General features: G+C 56.7%; 21 protein-coding genes. 3 read left to right on the forward strand and 18 right to left on the reverse strand.

Annotation, left to right across the window (positions count from 1 at the left end; all coding sequences use genetic code 11):
* Positions 1–10: 10 nt before the first annotated feature.
* The gene (gene dctP / locus ALP8811_RS11045) at positions 11–1021 is read right to left on the reverse strand and encodes a TRAP transporter substrate-binding protein DctP (protein WP_108857159.1); all 1011 of its coding nucleotides are present in this window, start codon (positions 1019–1021) and stop codon (positions 11–13) included.
* Positions 1022–1116: 95 nt separating this feature from the next.
* Entirely contained in the window at positions 1117–2202 is a 1086-nt protein-coding gene (locus ALP8811_RS11050; protein WP_245924621.1) for a Gfo/Idh/MocA family protein, read from the reverse strand.
* Positions 2203–2408: 206 nt separating this feature from the next.
* Here ALP8811_RS11050 and ALP8811_RS11055 point away from each other — a divergent pair, with 206 nt between their 5' ends.
* Positions 2409–3077, forward strand: a complete 669-nt coding sequence (locus tag ALP8811_RS11055) for a GntR family transcriptional regulator (protein ID WP_108857516.1) — start codon at positions 2409–2411, stop codon at positions 3075–3077.
* Between the two features lie 3 nt (positions 3078–3080).
* Here the strand turns inward: ALP8811_RS11055 and ALP8811_RS11060 are convergent, their stop codons facing one another.
* The 12 genes from ALP8811_RS11060 to ALP8811_RS11110 all read right to left on the reverse strand — a co-directional run bounded on the left by ALP8811_RS11060 (position 3081) and on the right by ALP8811_RS11110 (position 15244).
* Positions 3081–4178 (reverse strand): alpha-hydroxy acid oxidase, encoded by a 1098-nt coding sequence (locus ALP8811_RS11060; RefSeq protein ID WP_108857160.1) that lies wholly within the window; start codon positions 4176–4178, stop codon positions 3081–3083.
* On the reverse strand, positions 4178–4732 hold the full coding sequence (comE, locus tag ALP8811_RS11065) for a sulfopyruvate decarboxylase subunit beta (RefSeq protein ID WP_108857161.1): 555 nt from the start codon (positions 4730–4732) through the stop codon (positions 4178–4180). The genes ALP8811_RS11060 and comE overlap by 1 nt, the downstream gene beginning before the upstream one ends.
* The gene (gene comD, locus ALP8811_RS11070) at positions 4729–5235 is read right to left on the reverse strand and encodes a sulfopyruvate decarboxylase subunit alpha (protein ID WP_108857162.1); all 507 of its coding nucleotides are present in this window, start codon (positions 5233–5235) and stop codon (positions 4729–4731) included. Before comD ends, comE begins: the two co-directional genes overlap by 4 nt.
* 26 nt (positions 5236–5261) lie before the next feature.
* Positions 5262–5672 (reverse strand): universal stress protein, encoded by a 411-nt coding sequence (locus ALP8811_RS11075; RefSeq protein ID WP_108857163.1) that lies wholly within the window; start codon positions 5670–5672, stop codon positions 5262–5264.
* A 26-nt stretch (positions 5673–5698) separates the two neighbouring features.
* A complete protein-coding gene (locus ALP8811_RS11080; RefSeq protein ID WP_108857164.1) occupies positions 5699–6679 on the reverse strand; it encodes an alcohol dehydrogenase catalytic domain-containing protein in 981 nt (326 codons plus the stop codon).
* Positions 6676–7437 (reverse strand): SDR family NAD(P)-dependent oxidoreductase, encoded by a 762-nt coding sequence (locus ALP8811_RS11085; protein ID WP_108857165.1) that lies wholly within the window; start codon positions 7435–7437, stop codon positions 6676–6678. Before ALP8811_RS11085 ends, ALP8811_RS11080 begins: the two co-directional genes overlap by 4 nt.
* The gene (hisD, locus tag ALP8811_RS11090; RefSeq protein ID WP_108857166.1) at positions 7430–8737 is read right to left on the reverse strand and encodes a histidinol dehydrogenase; all 1308 of its coding nucleotides are present in this window, start codon (positions 8735–8737) and stop codon (positions 7430–7432) included. The genes ALP8811_RS11085 and hisD overlap by 8 nt, the downstream gene beginning before the upstream one ends.
* A 29-nt stretch (positions 8738–8766) precedes the next feature.
* The gene (locus ALP8811_RS11095) at positions 8767–9813 is read right to left on the reverse strand and encodes a DUF475 domain-containing protein (protein ID WP_108857167.1); all 1047 of its coding nucleotides are present in this window, start codon (positions 9811–9813) and stop codon (positions 8767–8769) included.
* 3 nt (positions 9814–9816) lie between these two features.
* Positions 9817–12291, reverse strand: coding sequence for a TRAP transporter large permease subunit (locus ALP8811_RS11100; protein WP_108857168.1), 2475 nt, complete (start codon positions 12289–12291; stop codon positions 9817–9819).
* A gap of 114 nt (positions 12292–12405) precedes the next feature.
* Positions 12406–13500 (reverse strand): TRAP transporter substrate-binding protein, encoded by a 1095-nt coding sequence (locus ALP8811_RS11105; RefSeq protein ID WP_108857169.1) that lies wholly within the window; start codon positions 13498–13500, stop codon positions 12406–12408.
* Entirely contained in the window at positions 13488–13646 is a 159-nt protein-coding gene (locus ALP8811_RS16365; RefSeq protein ID WP_181363741.1) for a hypothetical protein, read from the reverse strand. Before ALP8811_RS16365 ends, ALP8811_RS11105 begins: the two co-directional genes overlap by 13 nt.
* Positions 13643–15244, reverse strand: coding sequence for a GMC family oxidoreductase (locus tag ALP8811_RS11110; RefSeq protein ID WP_108857170.1), 1602 nt, complete (start codon positions 15242–15244; stop codon positions 13643–13645). The genes ALP8811_RS16365 and ALP8811_RS11110 overlap by 4 nt, the downstream gene beginning before the upstream one ends.
* Before the next feature lie 107 nt (positions 15245–15351).
* On the opposite strand from ALP8811_RS11110, the gene ALP8811_RS11115 reads away from it, so the two are divergent.
* Entirely contained in the window at positions 15352–16116 is a 765-nt protein-coding gene (locus ALP8811_RS11115) for an IclR family transcriptional regulator (RefSeq protein ID WP_108857171.1), read from the forward strand.
* A 61-nt stretch (positions 16117–16177) separates the two neighbouring features.
* Positions 16178–16390 (forward strand): hypothetical protein, encoded by a 213-nt coding sequence (locus tag ALP8811_RS11120; protein ID WP_108857172.1) that lies wholly within the window; start codon positions 16178–16180, stop codon positions 16388–16390.
* A 118-nt stretch (positions 16391–16508) separates the two neighbouring features.
* Here the strand turns inward: ALP8811_RS11120 and ALP8811_RS11125 are convergent, their stop codons facing one another.
* The 4 genes from ALP8811_RS11125 to wrbA form a co-directional block, all read right to left on the reverse strand.
* Positions 16509–17219, reverse strand: a complete 711-nt coding sequence (locus tag ALP8811_RS11125) for a DUF4386 domain-containing protein (RefSeq protein WP_108857173.1) — start codon at positions 17217–17219, stop codon at positions 16509–16511.
* 26 nt (positions 17220–17245) lie between these two features.
* Positions 17246–18145, reverse strand: a complete 900-nt coding sequence (locus ALP8811_RS11130; protein WP_108857174.1) for an EamA family transporter — start codon at positions 18143–18145, stop codon at positions 17246–17248.
* Between the two features lie 184 nt (positions 18146–18329).
* Positions 18330–18968, reverse strand: a complete 639-nt coding sequence (locus ALP8811_RS11135) for a DsbA family oxidoreductase (RefSeq protein ID WP_108857175.1) — start codon at positions 18966–18968, stop codon at positions 18330–18332.
* Positions 18968–19591: an NAD(P)H:quinone oxidoreductase gene (gene wrbA, locus ALP8811_RS11140; protein WP_108857176.1), complete on the reverse strand. Its 624-nt coding sequence runs from the start codon at positions 19589–19591 to the stop codon at positions 18968–18970. The genes ALP8811_RS11135 and wrbA overlap by 1 nt, the downstream gene beginning before the upstream one ends.
* Between the last annotated feature and the right edge of the window lie 106 nt (positions 19592–19697).

Below are 19697 nucleotides of genomic sequence, written 5' to 3' on the forward strand. Positions count from 1 at the left end.
TCAGGCAGGCTTAGTTGCCCAGCGCGTTGATTTTCTCAAGCACGCCTTCAGGCCAGCTGGCTGCGAACTCGGATCCAACATACTGTGCCTGCACGTGGGTGCGGAAGGCTTCCAGATCAGGTTCGTAAACCGACATGCCTTGTTCTTCCAAGAAGGACACAAGGCTTCCTTCCAGTTCAAGCTGCTTGGCGCGACCGCTTTCGGCAGCAGCATCGGCGGCTTTCTGAACGGTGGCCTGCTGGTCGGCCGACATGCCATCCCAAACAGCTTTCGACATCGCGATGTAGTTCAGGTCAACAAGGTGCGACGTCAGAACGATCTGTTTGGTCACCTCGTAGAACTTTTTGTCCACAACGGTCGGCAGCGGGTTGTCCTGACCATCAACGGCGCCGGTCGACAGACCGGTGTAAACTTCCGAGAATGCCATCGGCGTCGGGGCGGCACCCAGAGCGGCGCCCAGGAACTGCCATGCATCCGTGCCCGGCATACGCAGGTTCACGCCAGCCAGATCTTCCGGCTTCATGACTGTCAGTTCGTCTTTCGACTGGCGCAGGTTCACCTGACGACGGCCAAGATACATGACCGACAGCAGCTTGATGCCCAGCTCGTCTTCCACCTTGGCTTTGAACGGATCCATCAGCGGATCGTTGAACACGGCAACCTGGTGGGCAGCGTCCTGATGGACATAGCCGGTCGCGAAGATCGAGAACTCGGGGAAGAACTGTGCCAGTTCCTGTGCCGAGGCGATCGACATCTCAAGGTTCCCGCGCGAGATCGCGTCAAGCTCGGTGCCTTGGGCGAAGATCGTACCGTTATAGCTGGGTTGATAGTCAGCGAAGTCTGCAACCATCGGCCCAAAGACTTCGGCCATTGCGACCGAACGTTGGTCCGTTTCCGAACCCGAAGTTGCCAGACGCAGTTGGATTTTGTCGGCCGCGAAGCTGGCACCCGATGTGCCAGCGACAACGCCCGCTGCCACGATGGCAGAAATCGCCGCGCGGCGTGTTAGTTTGGTGATCATGATTTTCCTCCCTGAATATCGCATTGATCAGCTCGATTGAAAGCTTTGCCTGATTTTGGATATTTTGCAATATTTTTTGCAAAATATCTGATATTTTATCCTGCAGCCGCATATTCCCCTTCAGTTTCAATATCTTGACCGGGGTGAATTTCGACGATTTTACCTGTTTTGCAGGCCGCCTGGATGGCTTCAAGCACCTTCAAGGTGCGCAATCCCTCGCGTCCGGACACCAAGGGATCGGCCCGCCCCGCAATGACATCGGCGAAATGATGCATCTGATTGACCAGCGGATCCGACGCCTCGCGTATCAGTGTTGTCGCCGCGATTGGCGTCCACCAATCGCGCATTCCATCTTGGTGCGTCCATAGCCGCAAATCGGGGACCGACAATGATCCATGCGCGCCCCCAATCATGTAGCAACTCTCGGGCGTCGGCGGGTAAATCGGGTATTCGTTCGAGGTCAGCTCCCAGCTCCAGGGTGCGACGATACTGTCGGACACCGTGATGGTTCCGATCGCGCCATTTTCGAAACGCAGGACCGCAGCGGCGACGTCCTCGTTCTCGAACCCGCGCATCGACGGTGCGGACTGCGCCTGTACGCTTTGAACCTCGCCGCACAGGTGCCGGATCAGATCCACGTCATGCGCCAAGTTCACCGAAATCGGCCCAGCTCCGGCCTTTTTGCGCCATGGCGCTTCATCAAAATAGTGGTCTGGCTTGTAGAACCAGCAATTGACATGCACCGCGCGCACCTCGCCGATCCCCCCCGCCGAGACAACCTCGTGCGCCTTGCGGATAAGCGGGTTGTGACGTCGGTGATGGCCGACAAGAATCGGTACGCTATTGGCTTCAGCCTGATCAACAAGCGTCCGCGCCTCACTGGCAGAGGTCGCCAAAGGCTTCTCGACCAAGACCGGGCAACCGTGTCGAACAGCTTCAAGTCCTTGCTCGACATGAAGCGGAGTGGGCGTTGCCAGAACCAGCCCATCCGGCTTTTGCGCTGCAAACAGGTCTTCGAGCGTGTCAAAACAAGGAACACCCCTGTCTTGTGCGTACGCACGCCCTTCGTCGCTGGGATCCACCACACCGGACAGGGTCACATGTTTCAGTTGGTTGATGGCATCCGCGTGACGTCGACCAACCAAGCCCACCCCAGCGATTGCAATTTGAACAGTCTCCACTGGGACAGTCCCCCCTAGAGGCACAGGAGCGCCTTGATTTTCGTTAACCGACAGAGTCGCCGGCGTCGTCACCTCACCCTAGGCGCGGCCAACGCAATTTGCAATAATGTCTGATATTTTTTGTTTTAGCGGATTTATTGAGTTATTGTGACCGTATCGTCAAAATGGTACAAAAAATGGAAAAGCAGAAAAAACCGGATAAAAAAATGAACAAACAATTCGCCACTGTCGGATCGAGCACCTATCAGCGCATCAAGCACGACATCATTTTCGGCGAATTGATCCCGGGCGCGAAACTGAAGCTCGAGGCGCTAAAGCAGCGCTACTCGGCCAGCTCATCGACGCTTCGCGAAACCCTTAATCGTCTCGCTAGCGAAGGGTTCGTCGAAGCGCCCGAACAACGCGGTTTCTTCGTGACCCCCGTCTCTCGTGAAGACCTGATCGAAATCACCGAGCTGCGTGTGCTGTTGGAATGTCATGCGCTGGAGCAGTCGATCAAGAACGGGGACACCGACTGGGAAGGCAATCTGGTCGCAGCCCATCACAAGCTACACCTGATGGAACAACGCATGCTTGCCGGCGATCATTCCGAGAAAGAGATGTGGAAACGTTATGACTGGGAATTCCACCTGGCCATGATCGAGGCGTGTAACTCCAAGAATTTGCTCTCGCTCCACACGACACTTTACGACAAATACCTGCGCTACCAGATGCTGGTTCTGACGTATCGCGGCGAGGATGCAGTGGTCGAGCACAAGGCAATGTTTGACGCAGCGCTTGCAAGAGACGCGAGCAAAGCCAAACAGCTGCTTGAAGAGCATATTCGCAACGGTTTGGCGCATACCTTGGCGGCGATGAAAGCAGAGAGTGAATAAGGGCTACCCCCGACTAGACGTTGTCGTCATGCCTGTTTGAGCCATCGCATTGCTCAACTCTTCACTAAGAACTTCCCACATTCTTTCAAGCCCAGCCTCACCTGCTGCGGCGATAGCGTATTGTAGAACGCGGCCAACGAACGTGAAATCGGCACCTAAGCTCAGTGCTTTAAGGACATCTTCCCCTGATCGAATGCCGCTATCGTAGAATATGGGGAAATTTGATCCGAGTTCGGCTCGGATTTTCACCAGCATGTCGATTGGGGCAGGTGCGCTTTCCAACTGACGTGCGCCGTGGCTGGACACCTGAATGGCGTCAACACCTGCGCTGACAAGCTGCGTGGCATCTTCGACATCTAAAACGCCTTTGACCACCAACTTACCAGGCCATGCATCACGAAGCTGGGCAAGCGTGTCCCATGTGACATTGGCCCGTGTTGCAGTGCGATCAAACTCGAACCCGTCCATTTCGAAGTTCGCCATCTGTGGCTTGCCCGCGAACAGCGTGGCCAAGGACCATTGTGGATGTAGGGCAAAATCGATGAACTGGCTTGGGCCAATGCGGAACGGCATTGTGAAGCCATGGCGCAACTCGCGTGGACGTCGACCAACTTCGGGTACGTCCACGGTTAGGACCAGGGTTGTATATCCCGCCGCTTTTGCCCGCTCGACCAGCTTGAACGTACCAACACCGTCACCGCTAAAATAAAGCTGAAACCACGCATGACCATTGGCAGTTTCGATGATCTTCTCCAACGGGGTCGAGGCGACTGTCGAGACACCATGTGGCACACTGTACTGCGCAGCCAACCGGGCAAGCATCAGGTCCGCACCGGGGCGCGACAGGTTGCACATCCCCATGGGCGCGATGCCAAAGGGGCGACCCGCAGGAGCACCGAATACTTCTGTGGCCAATGACTTCTGGCTAACATCCTTCAAGATACGGGGACGCAGAGTAACTGCATCAAGGGCGGCCCGACTTCGTACCGCCCCTGTTTCTCGACCAGCAGAGCCGTCGATATAATCAAACACCATCCACGGAAGCCTGCGTCGCGCAAGGCGACGGGCATCTTCAGCGCAGTGGATGGCACTTGCACCCATCAGCTAGCGACCGCTTTCATAAAGCGATCACGGATGATCACGGGGTCCATGGTGATGACCGGCATCTTGGCGTTTCCGCTGTCGCATTTCACCACCATCACGGTGGATTTGCCGCCATCAATCGCCTCTTGCAGCGCTGTGCCCGTATCCACATCCTGCACCACCACGACGTTGTCGCAGCCCGCGGCGCTTGCCATGCCAGCAAGATCAGTTTTCTTGCCGGTGTAAGTGGGTTGATCGCCTGTAGACCCATAGGAGCCGTTGTCGATGATCATCAAGATATAGTTGTCCGGAGCGTTGTTGCCGATCGTGGGCAGTGTGCCAAGATTGGTCAGAACCGACCCGTCGCCGTCAATCACGATCACGATCTTTGGTTGTGCCAAGGCAAGGCCAAGTCCGATTGAGGACGCAAGCCCCATGGTGCCGAGCATGTAGAAGTTTGACGGCTGATCGTCGATGGCATGCAGTTCCTGGCTGGGAATGCCAATGTTACAAACGACAAGTTGGTCACGAAGAATGGGCGCGATCTCGCGCAGGATTTCAGAACGGATCATTGGTCGCCGTAGCCTCCCCAGAAGTTGGCATCGGTGAGGATCGCCACGGGTTTGTTGCACATGAAGGTGTATTTCAGAATGTTGTCAAATTCCTCGACATCGCTTTGCTTGTGGAAGTGATAGGTCGGGATGTTGAGCTGCGCCAAAAGCGCCTTGGTATGCACTGCCATTTCAACCTGACAGGCCACGGGTTCGCGCAGTTCGCCACGATACGAAATCAGCATCGGCAGAGGCATCCGGTAGAACTGGGTTAGCGTGGCCAATGTGTTGATGGTCACGCCGATGGCTGTGTTTTGCATGATGATTGCCGGGCGCTTGCCCCCCATCCATGCACCTGCGCACAGGCCCATGCCTTCGTCTTCTTTGTTGGACGGGATATGGAAAATGTCGTCGCGTTGATCGACTTCTTCAATTACCCCGGCCAGCTGCTTGCAGGGTACAGTAGTGATGAAAGAGACGTCATTGGCGACGAGATCATCCGCGATCTTTTTGTCGATGTTCATAAGTAGGCGTCCTGTTTGAGTGAATTCTAGCTGTCTCGGTGCACGTGCACCGCACAAGGGGCGTGACGCACCACCCGCGCGGCTGTGGACCCAATAAGGTAGTCGGTAAGACCGGGTTTGTGTGATCCGATCACGATGCAGTCGAAATCATGGGTCACAGCATATTCGATTATGGCCCGATGTGCTTGTCCGCGCGTGATCTGCGCATTCACATCGTCAAGCCCGGCCACCTTTTCCTGAAGGATCTCGTTGGCACGTTCATATCCACGGCGCACGGTGTCTTCACCGATGTAAGTGCTGACCGATCCCTTGGGCACTTCATACACATGTAGGGCCGTGATCTGACCCCCAGACGCACAAAGTGCGCGGGCAATTTCCAGCGTGTGCTGGGAAATCCCATGATCAAGGGCCATCGGTACGAGTATCTTTTTATACATGGTTTAGTCCTTTCAGGCTCATCACGTTATGACCATGGATCGAGCACGATTTTAGGCGAGGCGACCGCGCCACTGCGCAGATCGCGAAAGGCTTCTGCCCCGTCAGACAGCCCGCGTTTTTCAATCCAGTCAAGCATTCCTAAGCGCCCATCAAATATGGCATGAGCTGCGTCGCGGAAGTCTTGCGACGTGTAGGTGTAGGTTCCGATGAACGTGATCTCTTGCAGTGTCATTCGTCGGATATCGAGGCCGTCGGTGTCTTCCCCCAATCCTACATGCGCGATCACTCCGCCGGGAACTGCGATTGCGGACGCAAGGGCGCGTGTGGCGGCATATCCGACCGCATCGATAACAATTGAGGCATGTTTGGTGGCATTGTCCATCACGGTTTGATCGCAACGCTCGGCAAGGAACACGCGGCGCTTTTCATTCGGTTCGACGATCGTGATGTCATCCACGCCCATGGCGCGCAGCGCAAGCGCCGCTGCCAATCCGATCGCTCCACCACCGATGACAAGCGCCGTACGCTTCATCTTTGGATGTATCGCGTCCAGCGCCAAACGCGCTGCGTGCCAGCTCACTGCAAGCGGCTCGGCCAACGCGGCCTTGGACAAAGGTACGGTGTCCGGGACGGTCACAAGATTGCTGTCCGGCATCGCCACGTATTGTGCAAACGCCCCTTCGCGCGGCGGCATCGAGATAATCTGGCGGTCCCCGCAAAGGTTCTCGCGCCCAGCGACACAAGCCGCGCAGGTTCCGCAGGTCACAAGCGGATTGATGGTCACGCGGCGGCCGTCTTGCGGGCCGCCTTCGATGATGCCTGCAGCTTCGTGCCCAAGGATCAGCGGCGCCGGTCGCCGGTCATCATGCCCCAGATAGGCATGCATGTCGGAGCCGCAAATCCCCGACGCCATGATGCGGATCAGGTGTTCACCCTCTCTCGCTTCAGCCTTGGGGACATCGCGATACCCGAGCGTTTCAATACCTTCGCAAACCAGAGCTTTCATTTCGCTGTGAACCCTCCGTCTACCATCAGGACCTGCCCCGTCACAAAGGATGACGCGTCCGAGCACAGGAAGAGAAGCGGACCGTCCAAATCCTCAAGCCGCCCATTGCGCCCGATACAGGTCTGGGCGGCGTTGCGATTTGCACGGTCATCATCATCGAAAATCGCCTGTGTCAGTTCGGTCGGGAAGAACCCCGGACCTATTGCATTGGCGGTGATGCCATAGGGCGACCAAGCTTCGGCCGTCGCGCGGGTCAATTGGCCGACCCCCGCTTTGCTCGCGCCATAGGCAATGCCGCCAGGAAAGGCACGTGTGGTCTGCAAAGATGCAAAATTCACGATGCGGCCCCAGCTTTTCTTCTTCATCGCCGGAACGAGCGCTTGGCTTAGAAAAAACGGGGTCGAGAGGTTCAGGGCCAACGTCTGATCCCATCCTTCAGGTGTAACCTCATCCGCTGGCTGACGCGTGTTCACCCCAGCCGCATGGATCAAGATATCTGGCGATCCAAACGGTGCTGATATAGCGCCACACAGGGAACCAAGGTTTTCCCGGTCCGCGACGTCCGCCGCCACACAGGCAGCATCTCCCCCGATCTCGGCGGTCAGGCTTTGAAGCGCATCTTTACGCCGCGCAACGGATACGACTCGCGCACCTGCCGCAGACAAAGCAATCGCCGCCCGCCGACCAAGACCAGAACTGGCCCCGGTGATGCAGGCGACCTTACCCGTCAGGTCAAATAGAGATCGCGGATCATCCATTTGCGGTCAAATCGAAGGTTTCGTCGGGGAAGTATTTCTCCAAACGGACGTCCGCCGCTCGTGCGTGCCCTTCCATGCCCTCAAGACGTGAAATACGGGCCGTTGCTTCGGCGACCGCTTTCGACCCTTCGCGGGTGGCGCGCTGCCATGTGACGATCTTCATGTATTTGTGCACGCTCAAGCCACCCGTGTAGCTCGCCGCACCTGACGTGGGTAGAACGTGGTTGGTTCCTGCTGCTTTGTCGCCATAGGAAACAGTTGTCTCTTCACCCAAGAACAGCGATCCGTAGCAGCGCAACCGCCCCAACCACCAATCCAAGTCATCGGCCTGAACGGTCAGATGCTCCGGCGCATACTCGTCGGACGTGGCCGCCATTTCCTCGCGATCCGAGCACACCATCACCTCTGCATAGTCGCGCCATGCGGCCTCGGCGTTTTCCCGGTTCAATTCAGGCAGGTCCGCGATCAACCCCGGCACCCGAGCCAGCACATCTTCAGCCAAAGGCCGATGATCCGTCACCAGCCACACTGGAGAATTATACCCATGCTCTGCTTGGCTCACGAGATCGGTCGCGACGATGTGTGGGTCAGCCCCCTTGTCTGCAAGGATCAGGCTGTCTGTCGGGCCCGCGATCATGTCGATGCCAACACGCCCATAAAGGGTGCGTTTGGCCTCGGCAACGAACTGGTTTCCCGGTCCGACGATGATGTTGGCCTTGGGTTGCTCGAACAAACCAAACGCCATAGAGGCAATGCCCTGCACCCCCCCGATTGCCATAATCTTGTCAGCCCCGCACGCGTGGGCCGCATATACGATTGCGGGATACAGACCTACGCCGGGTTGAGGTGCCGAACAGACAGTAATGTGCTCGCAGCCAGCGACCTTGGCGGTTGTTACGGTCATGATCGCACTGGCGATGTGGCGATAGCGACCAGCAGGGACGTAGCATCCAGCGGCCGTGACCGGAATTGCCTTTTGGCCAGCAATCAAGCCCGGATTGATCTCGTATTCCACATCTGCAACCGTCGCCTTTTGCACTTCCGCAAACCGTCGCACATTGTCATGCGCGAATAGTATGTCATCTTTTAGTTTCTGCGGAACCAGCGCGCTTGCCTCTTCGATTTCGTCGGGGGTAAGCCGCACGTTCCCGTCGTATTTGTCGAACTTCTTTGCATACTCCAGCGCTGAAGCCTCGCCGCCGATTTCAATATCTGAGAGGATCTGTCTGACGGTCTTTGCCGTCTCGCCTTCGTCCGAGCGAGAAGTGAGGATTGCCTTTTTCAAGTATTCACGTGTCATAACTGGAGGTCCTGTTGGCTAGCGAGAGACTATGCTTCGCGCTTGTTGTGAATAATGGAGGCGTAGAAGGCCAAGGCGATCAACGCCATGCCGATACCACCGGTTATGAGTTCGTGAACGTGTACGAGGGATTGTAGGAACATCACGACAGACAGAGCAAAGATCGAGTAGAACGCGCCGTGCTCCAAGTAACGGAATTCGGCCAACGTGCCCCGCTCGACCAACATGATTGTCATCGAACGCACATACATCGCGCCAATGCCCAAGCCGATCGCAATCAGAAGGATGTTGGTCGTCAGTGCAAAGGCACCAATCACGCCGTCAAAAGAAAAACTGGCATCGAGCACTTCGAGATATAGAAAAGCCCCCAGACCGCCTTTAGCTCCGATCGCAGCGGTCGAACCTGCCACGTTGTCCAAATAGGTCCCAAGCCCGTCCACCATGGTGAATACCAGCAAGCCCATGACAGCTGAAGTCAGGAACGGTGCGACCTCAGGTCCGGGTAAGGACCGCGAAATCAGCAACACGATCACCAGAACCAATGCGATCTCGAAGCCGCGGATCGATCCCCAAACGCGCAGACGTTTTTCGAGCATCTCAATCCAGTCAATCGACTTGTCTTCGTCAATGAAGAACTTCAGTGCCACCATCATCAGGAAGGTGCCGCCAAAGGCCGAAATTGGCCCATGAGCATGACCGATGATCCGCGAATACTCGTCAGGATCGGCAAGCGCCAAATGCATGGCTGCAAACGGATTGATCCATGCGAAAATGGCAACGATGGCCAGCGGAAAGACAATCCGCATTCCGAAGACCGCAATAAGGATACCCCAGGTCAGAAAGCGTTGCCGCCACACCGGTGTCATCTCTTCCAGCTTATTGGCGTTAACGATTGCGTTGTCGAAAGACAGGGCAATCTCAAGCGCCGCCAGCACCGTTCCAACCATTAGGAAAGACAGGACTCCGGACATATTGCCTTCAGTCGCCCACCCTAACCAACCGGTCAAACCCAAGCCGATGACAGTCGTGATCAGTGGCCATTTCAGATAGGAAAGAGAACTACGTTGCTCACTCATGGTCTAGTTTCCTGACATTGCCGCTGGCAGCCAAAGCACCAGCTGAGGGAAGATGAACAGAAGGATCAGGCCCAAGAGCTGGACCAGCATGAACTGCATCATGCCAAGGTAGATGTCCTTGAGATCCCAGTTGGGTACGACGCCCTTAAGGAAGTAGGCCGAAAGTGCGACAGGTGGTGATAACCAAGCGGTTTGCAGGTTCACCGCAACCAGAATGCCGAACCAGACCATCATGTCGTAGCGTTCCAAGCCATGGACATCCAAAGCTTCCACGGTGGGCAGTAGGATAGGAACTACGATCAACACGATAGGAACCCACTCCAACGGCCAGCCCAATAGGAAGATCAAGGCCATGACCAAAAGCAAAATCAGATACGGAGACATATCCAGTCCAAGCAGAAGCTCGGTCATCATCTTGGGCGTTCCAAGTGCGCTGAATTCCGCCCCAAAAAAGTTGGAGGCTGCGACGAGGAACATGATCAGTACAGTGATCTCTAGCGCTTTGATCAGGCTGTCGAAGAAACTTGGGATCGTGAACTTGCGATACCCGATGGATAGCAAGATCGCACCAAAGGCACCCATCGCTGCGGCCTCTGCAGGTGTTGCAAGGCCAAGCAAGATTGAGCCCAGAGCGAAGGAAATCAGGATAGTGGGGGGCATCAGCCCGGCGAAGAACTCGTCCCACAGGTCCGAGAAATAGAAGCTGCCTTCGGCCTCTGGGTTGTAAATTGGGCGCGCGAGGAATGCCAAAAGAAGGATGAAGGCCGCCAACACTGTCGACCAGATTGGCAAGCCGCCACCGTCACCCATGTTCGCAAAGATCATGTAGATGTGAAACAGCACCGCGATCGGCAGAACGATCCGCAGGATGCTCAGTTTCCGATAGGCCTGATAGGCGACGAACAGTGTCGCGACCAAGACGATCAACCCGCCGAACGGAATGATCCCGCCAAAGGCTCCGCCGATGCTCAGGCCAAACACACGACACACAGTCAGGACACCCAAGCAGATCAAGGCCACTTCAGCGCCATAGAAGTTCGACGTATCTGGCTGATCTTCTTCCGCCAAGATCGGGCCGAGCTCTGGGTTCAGCCAGCACCGCCCGAGCGTGTAGAGCAGATAGAGCGTCGCCAAAAGCGCGCCGGGGATGAATGCTCCACGGAAAAGGTCCAGCGTGGACACTTCCAGAACCGGCCCCATCACGATCAACATGATCGAGGGCGGGATCAGAATGCCCAATGTGCCCCCTGCGGTAATCGTACCTGCGGCCAGCTGGACGTTATAACCAGACCGGCTCATCGTGGCGCCCGCCATGATGCCCAGAAGCGTCACAGATGCGCCTACGATCCCGGTTGCTGCAGCGAAGATTGTCGAGACGATCAACACCGCGATGAACAGCGCACCGCGCACGCGCGCCATGATCATCTGGATGGACGCGAACAAGCGTTCCATCAGACCGGCGGCCTCCATGACGATCCCCATCAGCACGAACAGCGGAACAGCCATCAACTGGTCGTTCAGCATTGTTGAGTTTGTGTTCAGCGTCAGAAGCAGGGTCGTCAGTTTGAAATTGGCGCCCCAGATGCCAAACACGAAGGCCAAAAAGATAAGCGTAAACGAGATCGGAAAACCGATGAAGATTACGAAAAGCATCGCACCAAGCATGATCAAACCGATAGTGGGTTTTGACAGATTGGGACGCGCCGCCATCACGTCCGAGAACCACTCACCACCTGGAACCAAATCTGGCTGGAACACTGCCAAGACAAGCCAGATCAGCGCGATCAGATAGATGGGCAATGCACGAACAAACCAACGTTCACGCTCTTTCCCCATCTTGTGAAAGGCGCGGAAAATTTCTGGTATGCCTTGCAGCATCAGAAGGAAGCCACCGATCGGCATCGCGATACGCGCTGGCCACAAAAGCGGCCCCCACGCGCTGTCGATTTGCATGGTTTCGCCTCTTGAAAATGCAAGCCACCAGAATTCAGAGGCGACCACGGTGAAGAAGATCATCGAAGGCATAAAGAAGCACAGATATAGCGTCGCATCGACTGTGGCCTGCGTCTTGTCGGACCAGTTGCGGTAAAGGAAATCTGCACGGATGTGCACGCCGCGCATCAGGCCGTACCCTGCGCCTGCCATAAAGAGCACACCTGCGATCATACGACTGGTGTCATAGACCCAAAGCGTAGGGCCAAGTCCAATCGAGCGCGCAAAATCGGCAAAGCCTGCGTTTTGCAGGATCGCGAATGAGTTGCGCGAGAAGACCTCGAACACCACCACGACAATCAACGGCACCATCAACAGCGCGATGAGTTGACCTGCGCGGTAGTTGATCACGTCAATTGCAGCCGTGATCGGGCGCTGCCACGGCGTCATATCCTCAGGCGTTTCGCCGGGCGCTTCGGCCCGTCGTTCCGCGATAAGCTCGTCAGCTATTTCGAGCTCTTCGGGGTTAACCTCATCTGCGGCCATTCCCGCTCTCCCTTGTTGTCGATGCCCATTTTGGGTCTTCATTTTTGAAAAAGGCCGTGGCCCTTGTCGAAAATGAAGCGCGGGGCCACAGAGGCCCCGCACAAAAGGCTGGTGTTACTTCAGCGTGTCGGCGTGAGCTTTACCCAAGCTTGCGTTCGAAGCTTGTGCGCCGGCCCAGAATGGAACCGCGATGTCCGCGAAATCCTTCTGAGACTGCCAAACTTCTGCGAAGAACTCGTTTTCATCCGCAGCGGCTTGCAGCGCGTTCTTGGCAGCCGCCATGTACTCGGTGAAGTAGTCGGCTGGAGTGTCCTCAAGGATAACACCGTGGTTGTCGGTCAGATCCTTCAGCGCCTTACCGTTTTCATAGATGCGGTAGGACATGGACTTGGACAGCGAGGCGTTTGCCGCAACTTCCAGAGCTTTCTTTTCAAGATCAGTGAGCGAGTCATAGAAATCGCCGTTCACATACATGTCGGCGTTCACAACAACCTGGTGCAGACCCTGCAGGTAGTAGTGCTTGAGCACTTTCTGGAAACCAAAGACAGAGTCAGGCTTCGGGCAGCACCATTCAGCCGCATCGATCGTGCCTTTTTCCAGTGCTGGCAGGATGTCACCGCCACCCATGGCAACGGCAGGAACGCCGATGTCAGCATAGGCTGCACCAACCATTCCGGGAGGTGCGCGGAAACGCATCTGGCGGAAGTCATCCATAGACTCGATTGGCTTCGGGAACCAACCCAGAGCTTCGGGGCCAACTGGCTGCAGCATGAAGGCTTTAACGTTCACGCCCATTTCATCCCAAAGGCGGTCGTACAGCTCACGGCCTCCGCCATATTGGAACCAGCTCAGGAACGCGATGTTGTCGAGGCCAACACCAGCACCCGCGACCGGTGCACCAAAGAGGTTGGCTGCAACATGCTTGCCGCCCCAATAATGCGTCCAGGCAAAGCCACCTTCAACAAGACCGGCGTCAACCGCGTCCATGATGTCACGCGGACCGACGACGGCACCTGCTGGTAAAACCTCGATGGTCAGCGACCCGTTGGTCAATGCGGCGACGTCTTTACCAAATTCGTTCAGCATAAAGACTTCGTCAGCTGTGTTCGGCAGAACCGATTGAATGCGCAGCACTTTTTCAGCCATCGCAGCGGACACGGAAAGTGCCAATGCTGCAGCGCTGACTGCTACATGTTTTAGTTTGAACATTGCTGTTCCTCCCTAGTTGTATTGCCTTCACGTTTGTTTTCATTGCTGCCAAAGGCGAAGGCATGATCCTGGCAGTTGTCGGTTGGCAAAGCTGATGCGTGCATCCGCATGCCAAAAGGTCTTAGTTTCTTGATTGAATTGCTCATAAGCTCGCATCCCTCAGAACAAGGTCACTGGCTTTCTCTCCAATCATTATGGCTGGTGCATTGGTGTTGCCGCTGACGATCTGCGGCATGATCGAGGCATCGGCCACGCGCAGGCCCTGTACCCCTTTGACCCGAAGGTCAGGGTCCAGAACTGCCATCGGGTCGACGCCCATCTTACAGGTTCCGGTTGGATGATAGATCGTCACAGATGAACGACGCGCCCAATCCAAGGTCGCCTCTTCATCGTCAAACGCAACGTGCGCGCCCGGCGCGTGCTCTTCGGTGACATGTGATCTAAGCGGTTCGGTCTGCGCAATTTTACGCGCGATCTGAATGCCCTTCACGATTGTCCTGCAATCTGTTTCGGTCGACAGGTAATTCGGATGGATTTCCGGATGGTCATCCATGTTGTCCGAGGTCAGCGTCAGATGACCCGCACTTTCAGGGCGCAGCTGCAAGACTGAAGCTGTAAAGGCCGAGAACTTGTGTGGCCCGTCGGCGGGCTTGTCTGCGCTCCAAGGCTGAATGTGAAACTGAATATCGGGCGTCGCAAGGTGGTCTTCTGTTTTCAGAAACCCGGTGCCGAGGCTGGCTGCCATAGTCATCGGACCGCGCTGCGTCAGCAAATATTGGATGCCGATCATGGCTTGCTTGAAGATATTGCTTGTCTCGGTGTTGATCGTGCTGAGATTTGTCTTAAAAACAGGGCGCGCCTGCAAGTGGTCCTGCAGGTTCTTGCCCACTCCCTTAAGGTCGACTTTCACCTCAATCCCGAGTGACTTCAGTTCGTCAGCATCGCCAATGCCTGAAAGCATCAGGATCTGTGGCGACCCAATTGCACCAGCGCTGAGGATCACCTCGCGCCGCGCTTTAAGCTCTTGCATCTTTCCATTCTGACGGGCGCGCACACCAACTGCACGCGCGTCTTTGATCAGGACCTTTTCAGTTTGGATATCGGTGATGACATGCAAATTCTTCCGGTCACGGTAGGGCGTCAGATACGCGGCAGCAGACGAACAGCGCCGGCCGCCCTTCATCGTCAGTTGGAAATGCCCGACGCCTTCTTGGTCTTCGCCATTGTAGTCTGGGTTGCGCGGGTAACCTGCCGCGACAGCAGCATCCAGCCACGTATCAACGATGTCTCGTTTCAATCTCGAATGCTGAACAGAAAGCGGTCCGGATTTGCCACGCAAGCCCGTGCTGTCTTCACCTTCCCAGCTTTCAGAGCGCTTGAAGAAGGGCAAGACGTCATCCCAGCCCCAGCCCGAGCAGCCCATCTGTGCCCAGCCATTGTAGTCCTCTGGTTGGCCGCGAACGTAGAGCAATCCATTGATCGAGCTTGATCCCCCCAAGACACGACCGCGCGGCCAAGGAATGGAGCGTCCTGCGATTCCCGGATCTGCTTGAGTATTGTAGCGCCAATCGCTGCGCGGATTGTCCATCGTGCGGAAATACCCAACCGGAATATGGATCCATGGATTGCTGTCTTTCGGCCCCGCCTCAAGCAGCGCGACCGAGTACTTTCCGCTTTCGGAAAGACGGTTGGCAAGTGCGCATCCAGCGGACCCTGCCCCGACAACGATGAAGTCAAACTCCATTTATCCTCCAAATTATCAAAAAATGAGACTTTTAGTCTCGTTTTTCGTAACGAAAGAGCCTACGATGATTCGGAATAAACGCAATATTCTTTTTTGGAGGGCCTGCTATGGCTGCGTCAGATCGGCTTCCGACAAACCTTCGGACGCTGCATATTCTTGAGGTGTTAGGGCGAAGTGATCAGCCTATGACCGCCACAGAAATTAATGATGTGCTCGGCTTGCCCAAACAAACTGTGCATCGTCTGTGTGCGACACTTGAACAAAACGGCTTCATTGCGCGGATTGGGAGCTCGAAAAAGTATCAAGTTGCAAGGCGGCTACGCGAACTTGGATCAGGGCTTCTGCACAATTCAAGAGACCACATAGTTAGACGTCAGATTCTCAAGGATCTCGCAAACAGTGTGGGGGAAACCGTCAACTACGTTGTCCCAGAGGATGACGGCATGCGATACCTTGACCGGGTCGAAACCGATTGGGCCTTCCGCATTCAGTTGCCCATCGGAACGAATGTGCCATTTCATTGCACCGCGAGCGGCAAGTGTTTCTTGGCAAGCCTGCCCGCAAGACAACAGCAAAGCCTGGTCGAGAATTTGAACCTTAGTGCCATGACGGGGCAAACGCACATTTCTGCGGACACGTTGTTAGAGGAATTGGCCGATATTCGTAAACAGAAGTACTCTCTGGACAGCGAAGAGTTCCTAGACGGAATGATCGCTTTGGCGGTCCCGGTCACAGATGCCAATGGTCGGTTTGTCGCATCAATCGCTATGCACGGCCCAACCCAAAGGTTGTCTATCGACCTATTGGTATCTCAGGTGGATTTGATCCAAAATGCGGCTAAGCAGCTGAGTAGAGTGCTTTTTTCCGACTAACATGTTCCACTTTCACGAAGGTTCCTCGGAAGTTCTATAACCTCACCTCATCTACGGGCCGTTGTTCAAGGTGATCGTGGGGCCGCAGCCGCAAGACACCCCGCAGGAGCAGGTCCACGATGCCCCGAGTGGCGAGAAGCCAAAGCACGACACCAAGCTCTTGGAGATGCTAGGGCCCTTCCTCGTCTCCGAACTGACCAATGCGCAGCTGCGCCGCTGGCACAGCAAAGTTCGCAAGGAAGTTGGCGCGCATACCGGCAACCGCGTCTTGTGATGCTGAAAGGTATCTTAGCGCTGGCCCAAGAAGACTTCGGCGATCCGGAAAAACACGGTGTCGCCAAGGGCGCGGACAGTGAAACCTCGTTGAGCCATTGAACTTCTCCTTTCTTTCATCATGCGGCGGAAACATGTGCCCCGGTCTCAGCCGCGTTGGCACGTCTTTGAACAAGCAACCTTAGGCAAAATGCCGTCTCGGCAAGGATCGTCAATCCGTAGGCAGGCGCGAATACCAAGGTCAGCTCGGGTGCAAAGAAACGCAAAGCACTGCCAGCAAGATAGACCAGCCCGGCAAGCGCAAGTCCCGCGCCGAATACCCGTGCAAAGAGGCCTGACCTCCAGACCAGAAGCCCCATGATCAGGCTGTTCACGCCAAAGAACACGAGGCCAAGATCATAGCCATGTGCATGCAAGTCGAAGAACACCAGCGCAAGCGTCGGCGCATCAGAGAGGGCATCAGCACGCGACAAAACCAGCCAGCCAGTCAGCAGGCTCAAAAGGCTGGCGGCAATCAATACGGTCTGGATCAGGCGGAAAACCATGGCCGATAGCGCAAGGCCCGGCGCTTTTGCCCGGAAGATCAGATAGAGCAGAATGGCCAGCCCCGCATCACTAAGCGCCATCACAAGGTCGGCGGCGATGGCCAGACGAAACTGCCCCGGTGCGGCCAGGATCGCGTTAGCTGTGGCATCAGCATTCCCGAGATCGATCAAAGGCGCGCGCAAGCCAAGTTCCGCACCAAGGCCTGTGATGATGATCACAAGATAGAGCATTCCGGCGAACCGCGCCTTGCGCGCAAGGTCGGGTGTGAGAGTTGAATTGGGCATTGCATCGATCCTTTCTTGTGAGGTGGTCAGGCGTTTCGTGCGCGTGGTGTCATGTGCCCTGCGGTTGCAGCTTTAATGCTGGGTCGGTTCGCGCGCTGCCCAGCCCACACTGAGACGAGGACAATGACCGCGCCGAGGGCCTGCAAGGGTGAGAGAGATTGCCCAAGCACCACCCAGCCCAGCAGAACCGCTGTCACGGGGCTCATCATGCCAAGCATGGAAACCGCACCGGGTTCGATCCGCGCGACACCCCGGAACCAAAGCGCATAGGTTGCGGCAGCACCGATAAGGCTCAGCCAGATCAGCCCGGCGAAATTGGTCGCTGACAGCGGCGGCAAGGGTGGCTCGACAATCAGGGCAAGCGGCAACAAGATCAGCCCTCCGGCGGTCAGCTGCCATGCGGTGAAGCTAAGGGCCGAGACTGGTGGTTGCCATTTGCGGCTAAGCACCGTGCCCGCCGCCATGGAAGCCGCACCGCCCAGACCGGCGGCAATTCCTATGGGATCAAGATTGGCTTCCGGCCCGATCAACAACAACCCGACGCCGAGGATACCCATAGTCGCCGCAACGACAGCGCCTGCCTTGATCGGCGTGCCAAGCCAACCGCGCGCCATAAGAATGACCATCATCGCTTGCAACGATCCAAGCGTCGCCGCGACCCCACCGGGAAGCCGGTAAGCGGCGACAAACAAAAGAACCCAAAAAAGGGCGAAGTTGAAACTGCCCAGCAGGAAAGTGCGGCCTAGCCATGCGCGCGGTGGCAAGCAGCGAGTGAGCGCGAGCAGAAGAAGGCCTGCAGGCAGCGCCCGCAGCGCTGCGATTGTCACTGGATAACCCGCGGGCAAGGCTTCGGTCGTAACAAGGTAAGTGCTGCCCCAGATCGCCGGAGCAAGTGCCGTCAGAATAATATCGCTGTTGCGTGACATCATCTTATCCTTCGTTCGGGGATCACCAGAGCAGGTGAACGGGTAGCCGGGGTGGTATGTGGCAGGAATCAAGTCCGATATCCCGCCGCATATGCGTCGAGAGGTCATGGGTGAAATTGCGTGATCTGCGGCGATCGCGTCGGGTGCGTAAAGAAAGCCGGGGCAAAAGCATGTGGGTGTCCTTTCAGGCGACACGTCGGAGGGCTGCGCGCAGTTGAGCAGCCAAATCCTCGCGCGGTCCGTTGACGAGGCGCGCGCCTGTCTGCCGGACAATGAGTGTGGGGATCGAGCGGACCTGAAGCTTCCGGGCCCATTGCCGGTCAGCCTCGACTGCCTGAGCGGTCATTGGGTCGTCCAAGGCACTGGCAAAAGCAGCAGCTTCAAGGCCAAGATCCTGTGCTACGGCCAGCACGGTCATGCGGTCGGCAACGTTGCGAGCTTCGCTGAGATGCGCGCGTTGCAGACGGTCGAACATGTCCCAGTGCGCGGCCTGTCCGCCAATCCGTTCGGCGGCTTTGCAGCCAAGCGCGGCGATCATCCCGTGGGGGTAGTCGAAACGCGCGGCGCGCATCGCATCGATATCGACCAGCCCGGGCCGGTCGCTGGCCTGACGGCAGACCGCCCAGTGGCCAAGGATCGTGTTGCGGGCATCTTCGGGTGTCCCCCACCGCGAGGCCATTTCGGCACGGCTGGCTTGAAGGACGAAAGTCCGGTGACGAATGTCGAGATCGAACTCGTCTGCCAGATCGCGCATGCGCGATGAGATGTTGAAACACCAGCAGCACACGACGTCATGGAAAAAGACGATGGTAAGAGAGGCCATCACGCGGCCTCCTCTTGCCAATTGGTACCCGCAAGGCTTGCCGCAATCCGGGCGACATGTGCGCCTTGGAACCGCGCGCCCGCAAGATCGGTCTCGGATGGTGTGCGAGATCCGTCCGCACCAGCGATTGTGCCAGCGCCATAAGGTGCGCCGCCTACGATTTCCTCGCCCGTGGTCTGACCGGCAAAGGTGTAAGGCATTCCGGCGATCACCATGCCGAAATGCTGCAGCGGGATTTGAGTGGACAGAAGTGTCGCTTCGTGTCCGCCATGCTGAGACCCAGTAGAGGCGAACACGGCCCCGACCTTGCCGACCAGCGCATTCCGCGCCCAAAGCCCACCGGCCTGATCCAGAAAGCACTTCATTTGACCGGCCATCATGCCGAAAAGTGTCGGGGTGCCGAAAATGACAGCATCATAGGCCTCTAGGTCGGCGGGACTGGCCACAGGGGTATCATCCAGAGCGAATCCGGCGTTTTGCCGGACTTCAGCAGGCACGGTTTCAGGAACGCGCCGCAGATCGACGTGTGTACCGGGCACAGAGCGCGCGCCTTCGGCTTCGGCTTCGGCAAGCGCACGGACATGTCCGTAGCTGGAATAATAAAGAACAAGAACACGGGTCATGGGAACCTCTCAAGGCATTGGGTTTCGTTGCCTGAGAGGATGGGGGATGAGGCCGCCGGGAATAACCGGCGCGCTTTCACTTCATTCTTTACGCCTGTTGAAGAAT

This window comes from Aliiroseovarius pelagivivens (assembly GCF_900302485.1).
GTDB lineage: Bacteria > Pseudomonadota > Alphaproteobacteria > Rhodobacterales > Rhodobacteraceae > Aliiroseovarius > Aliiroseovarius pelagivivens.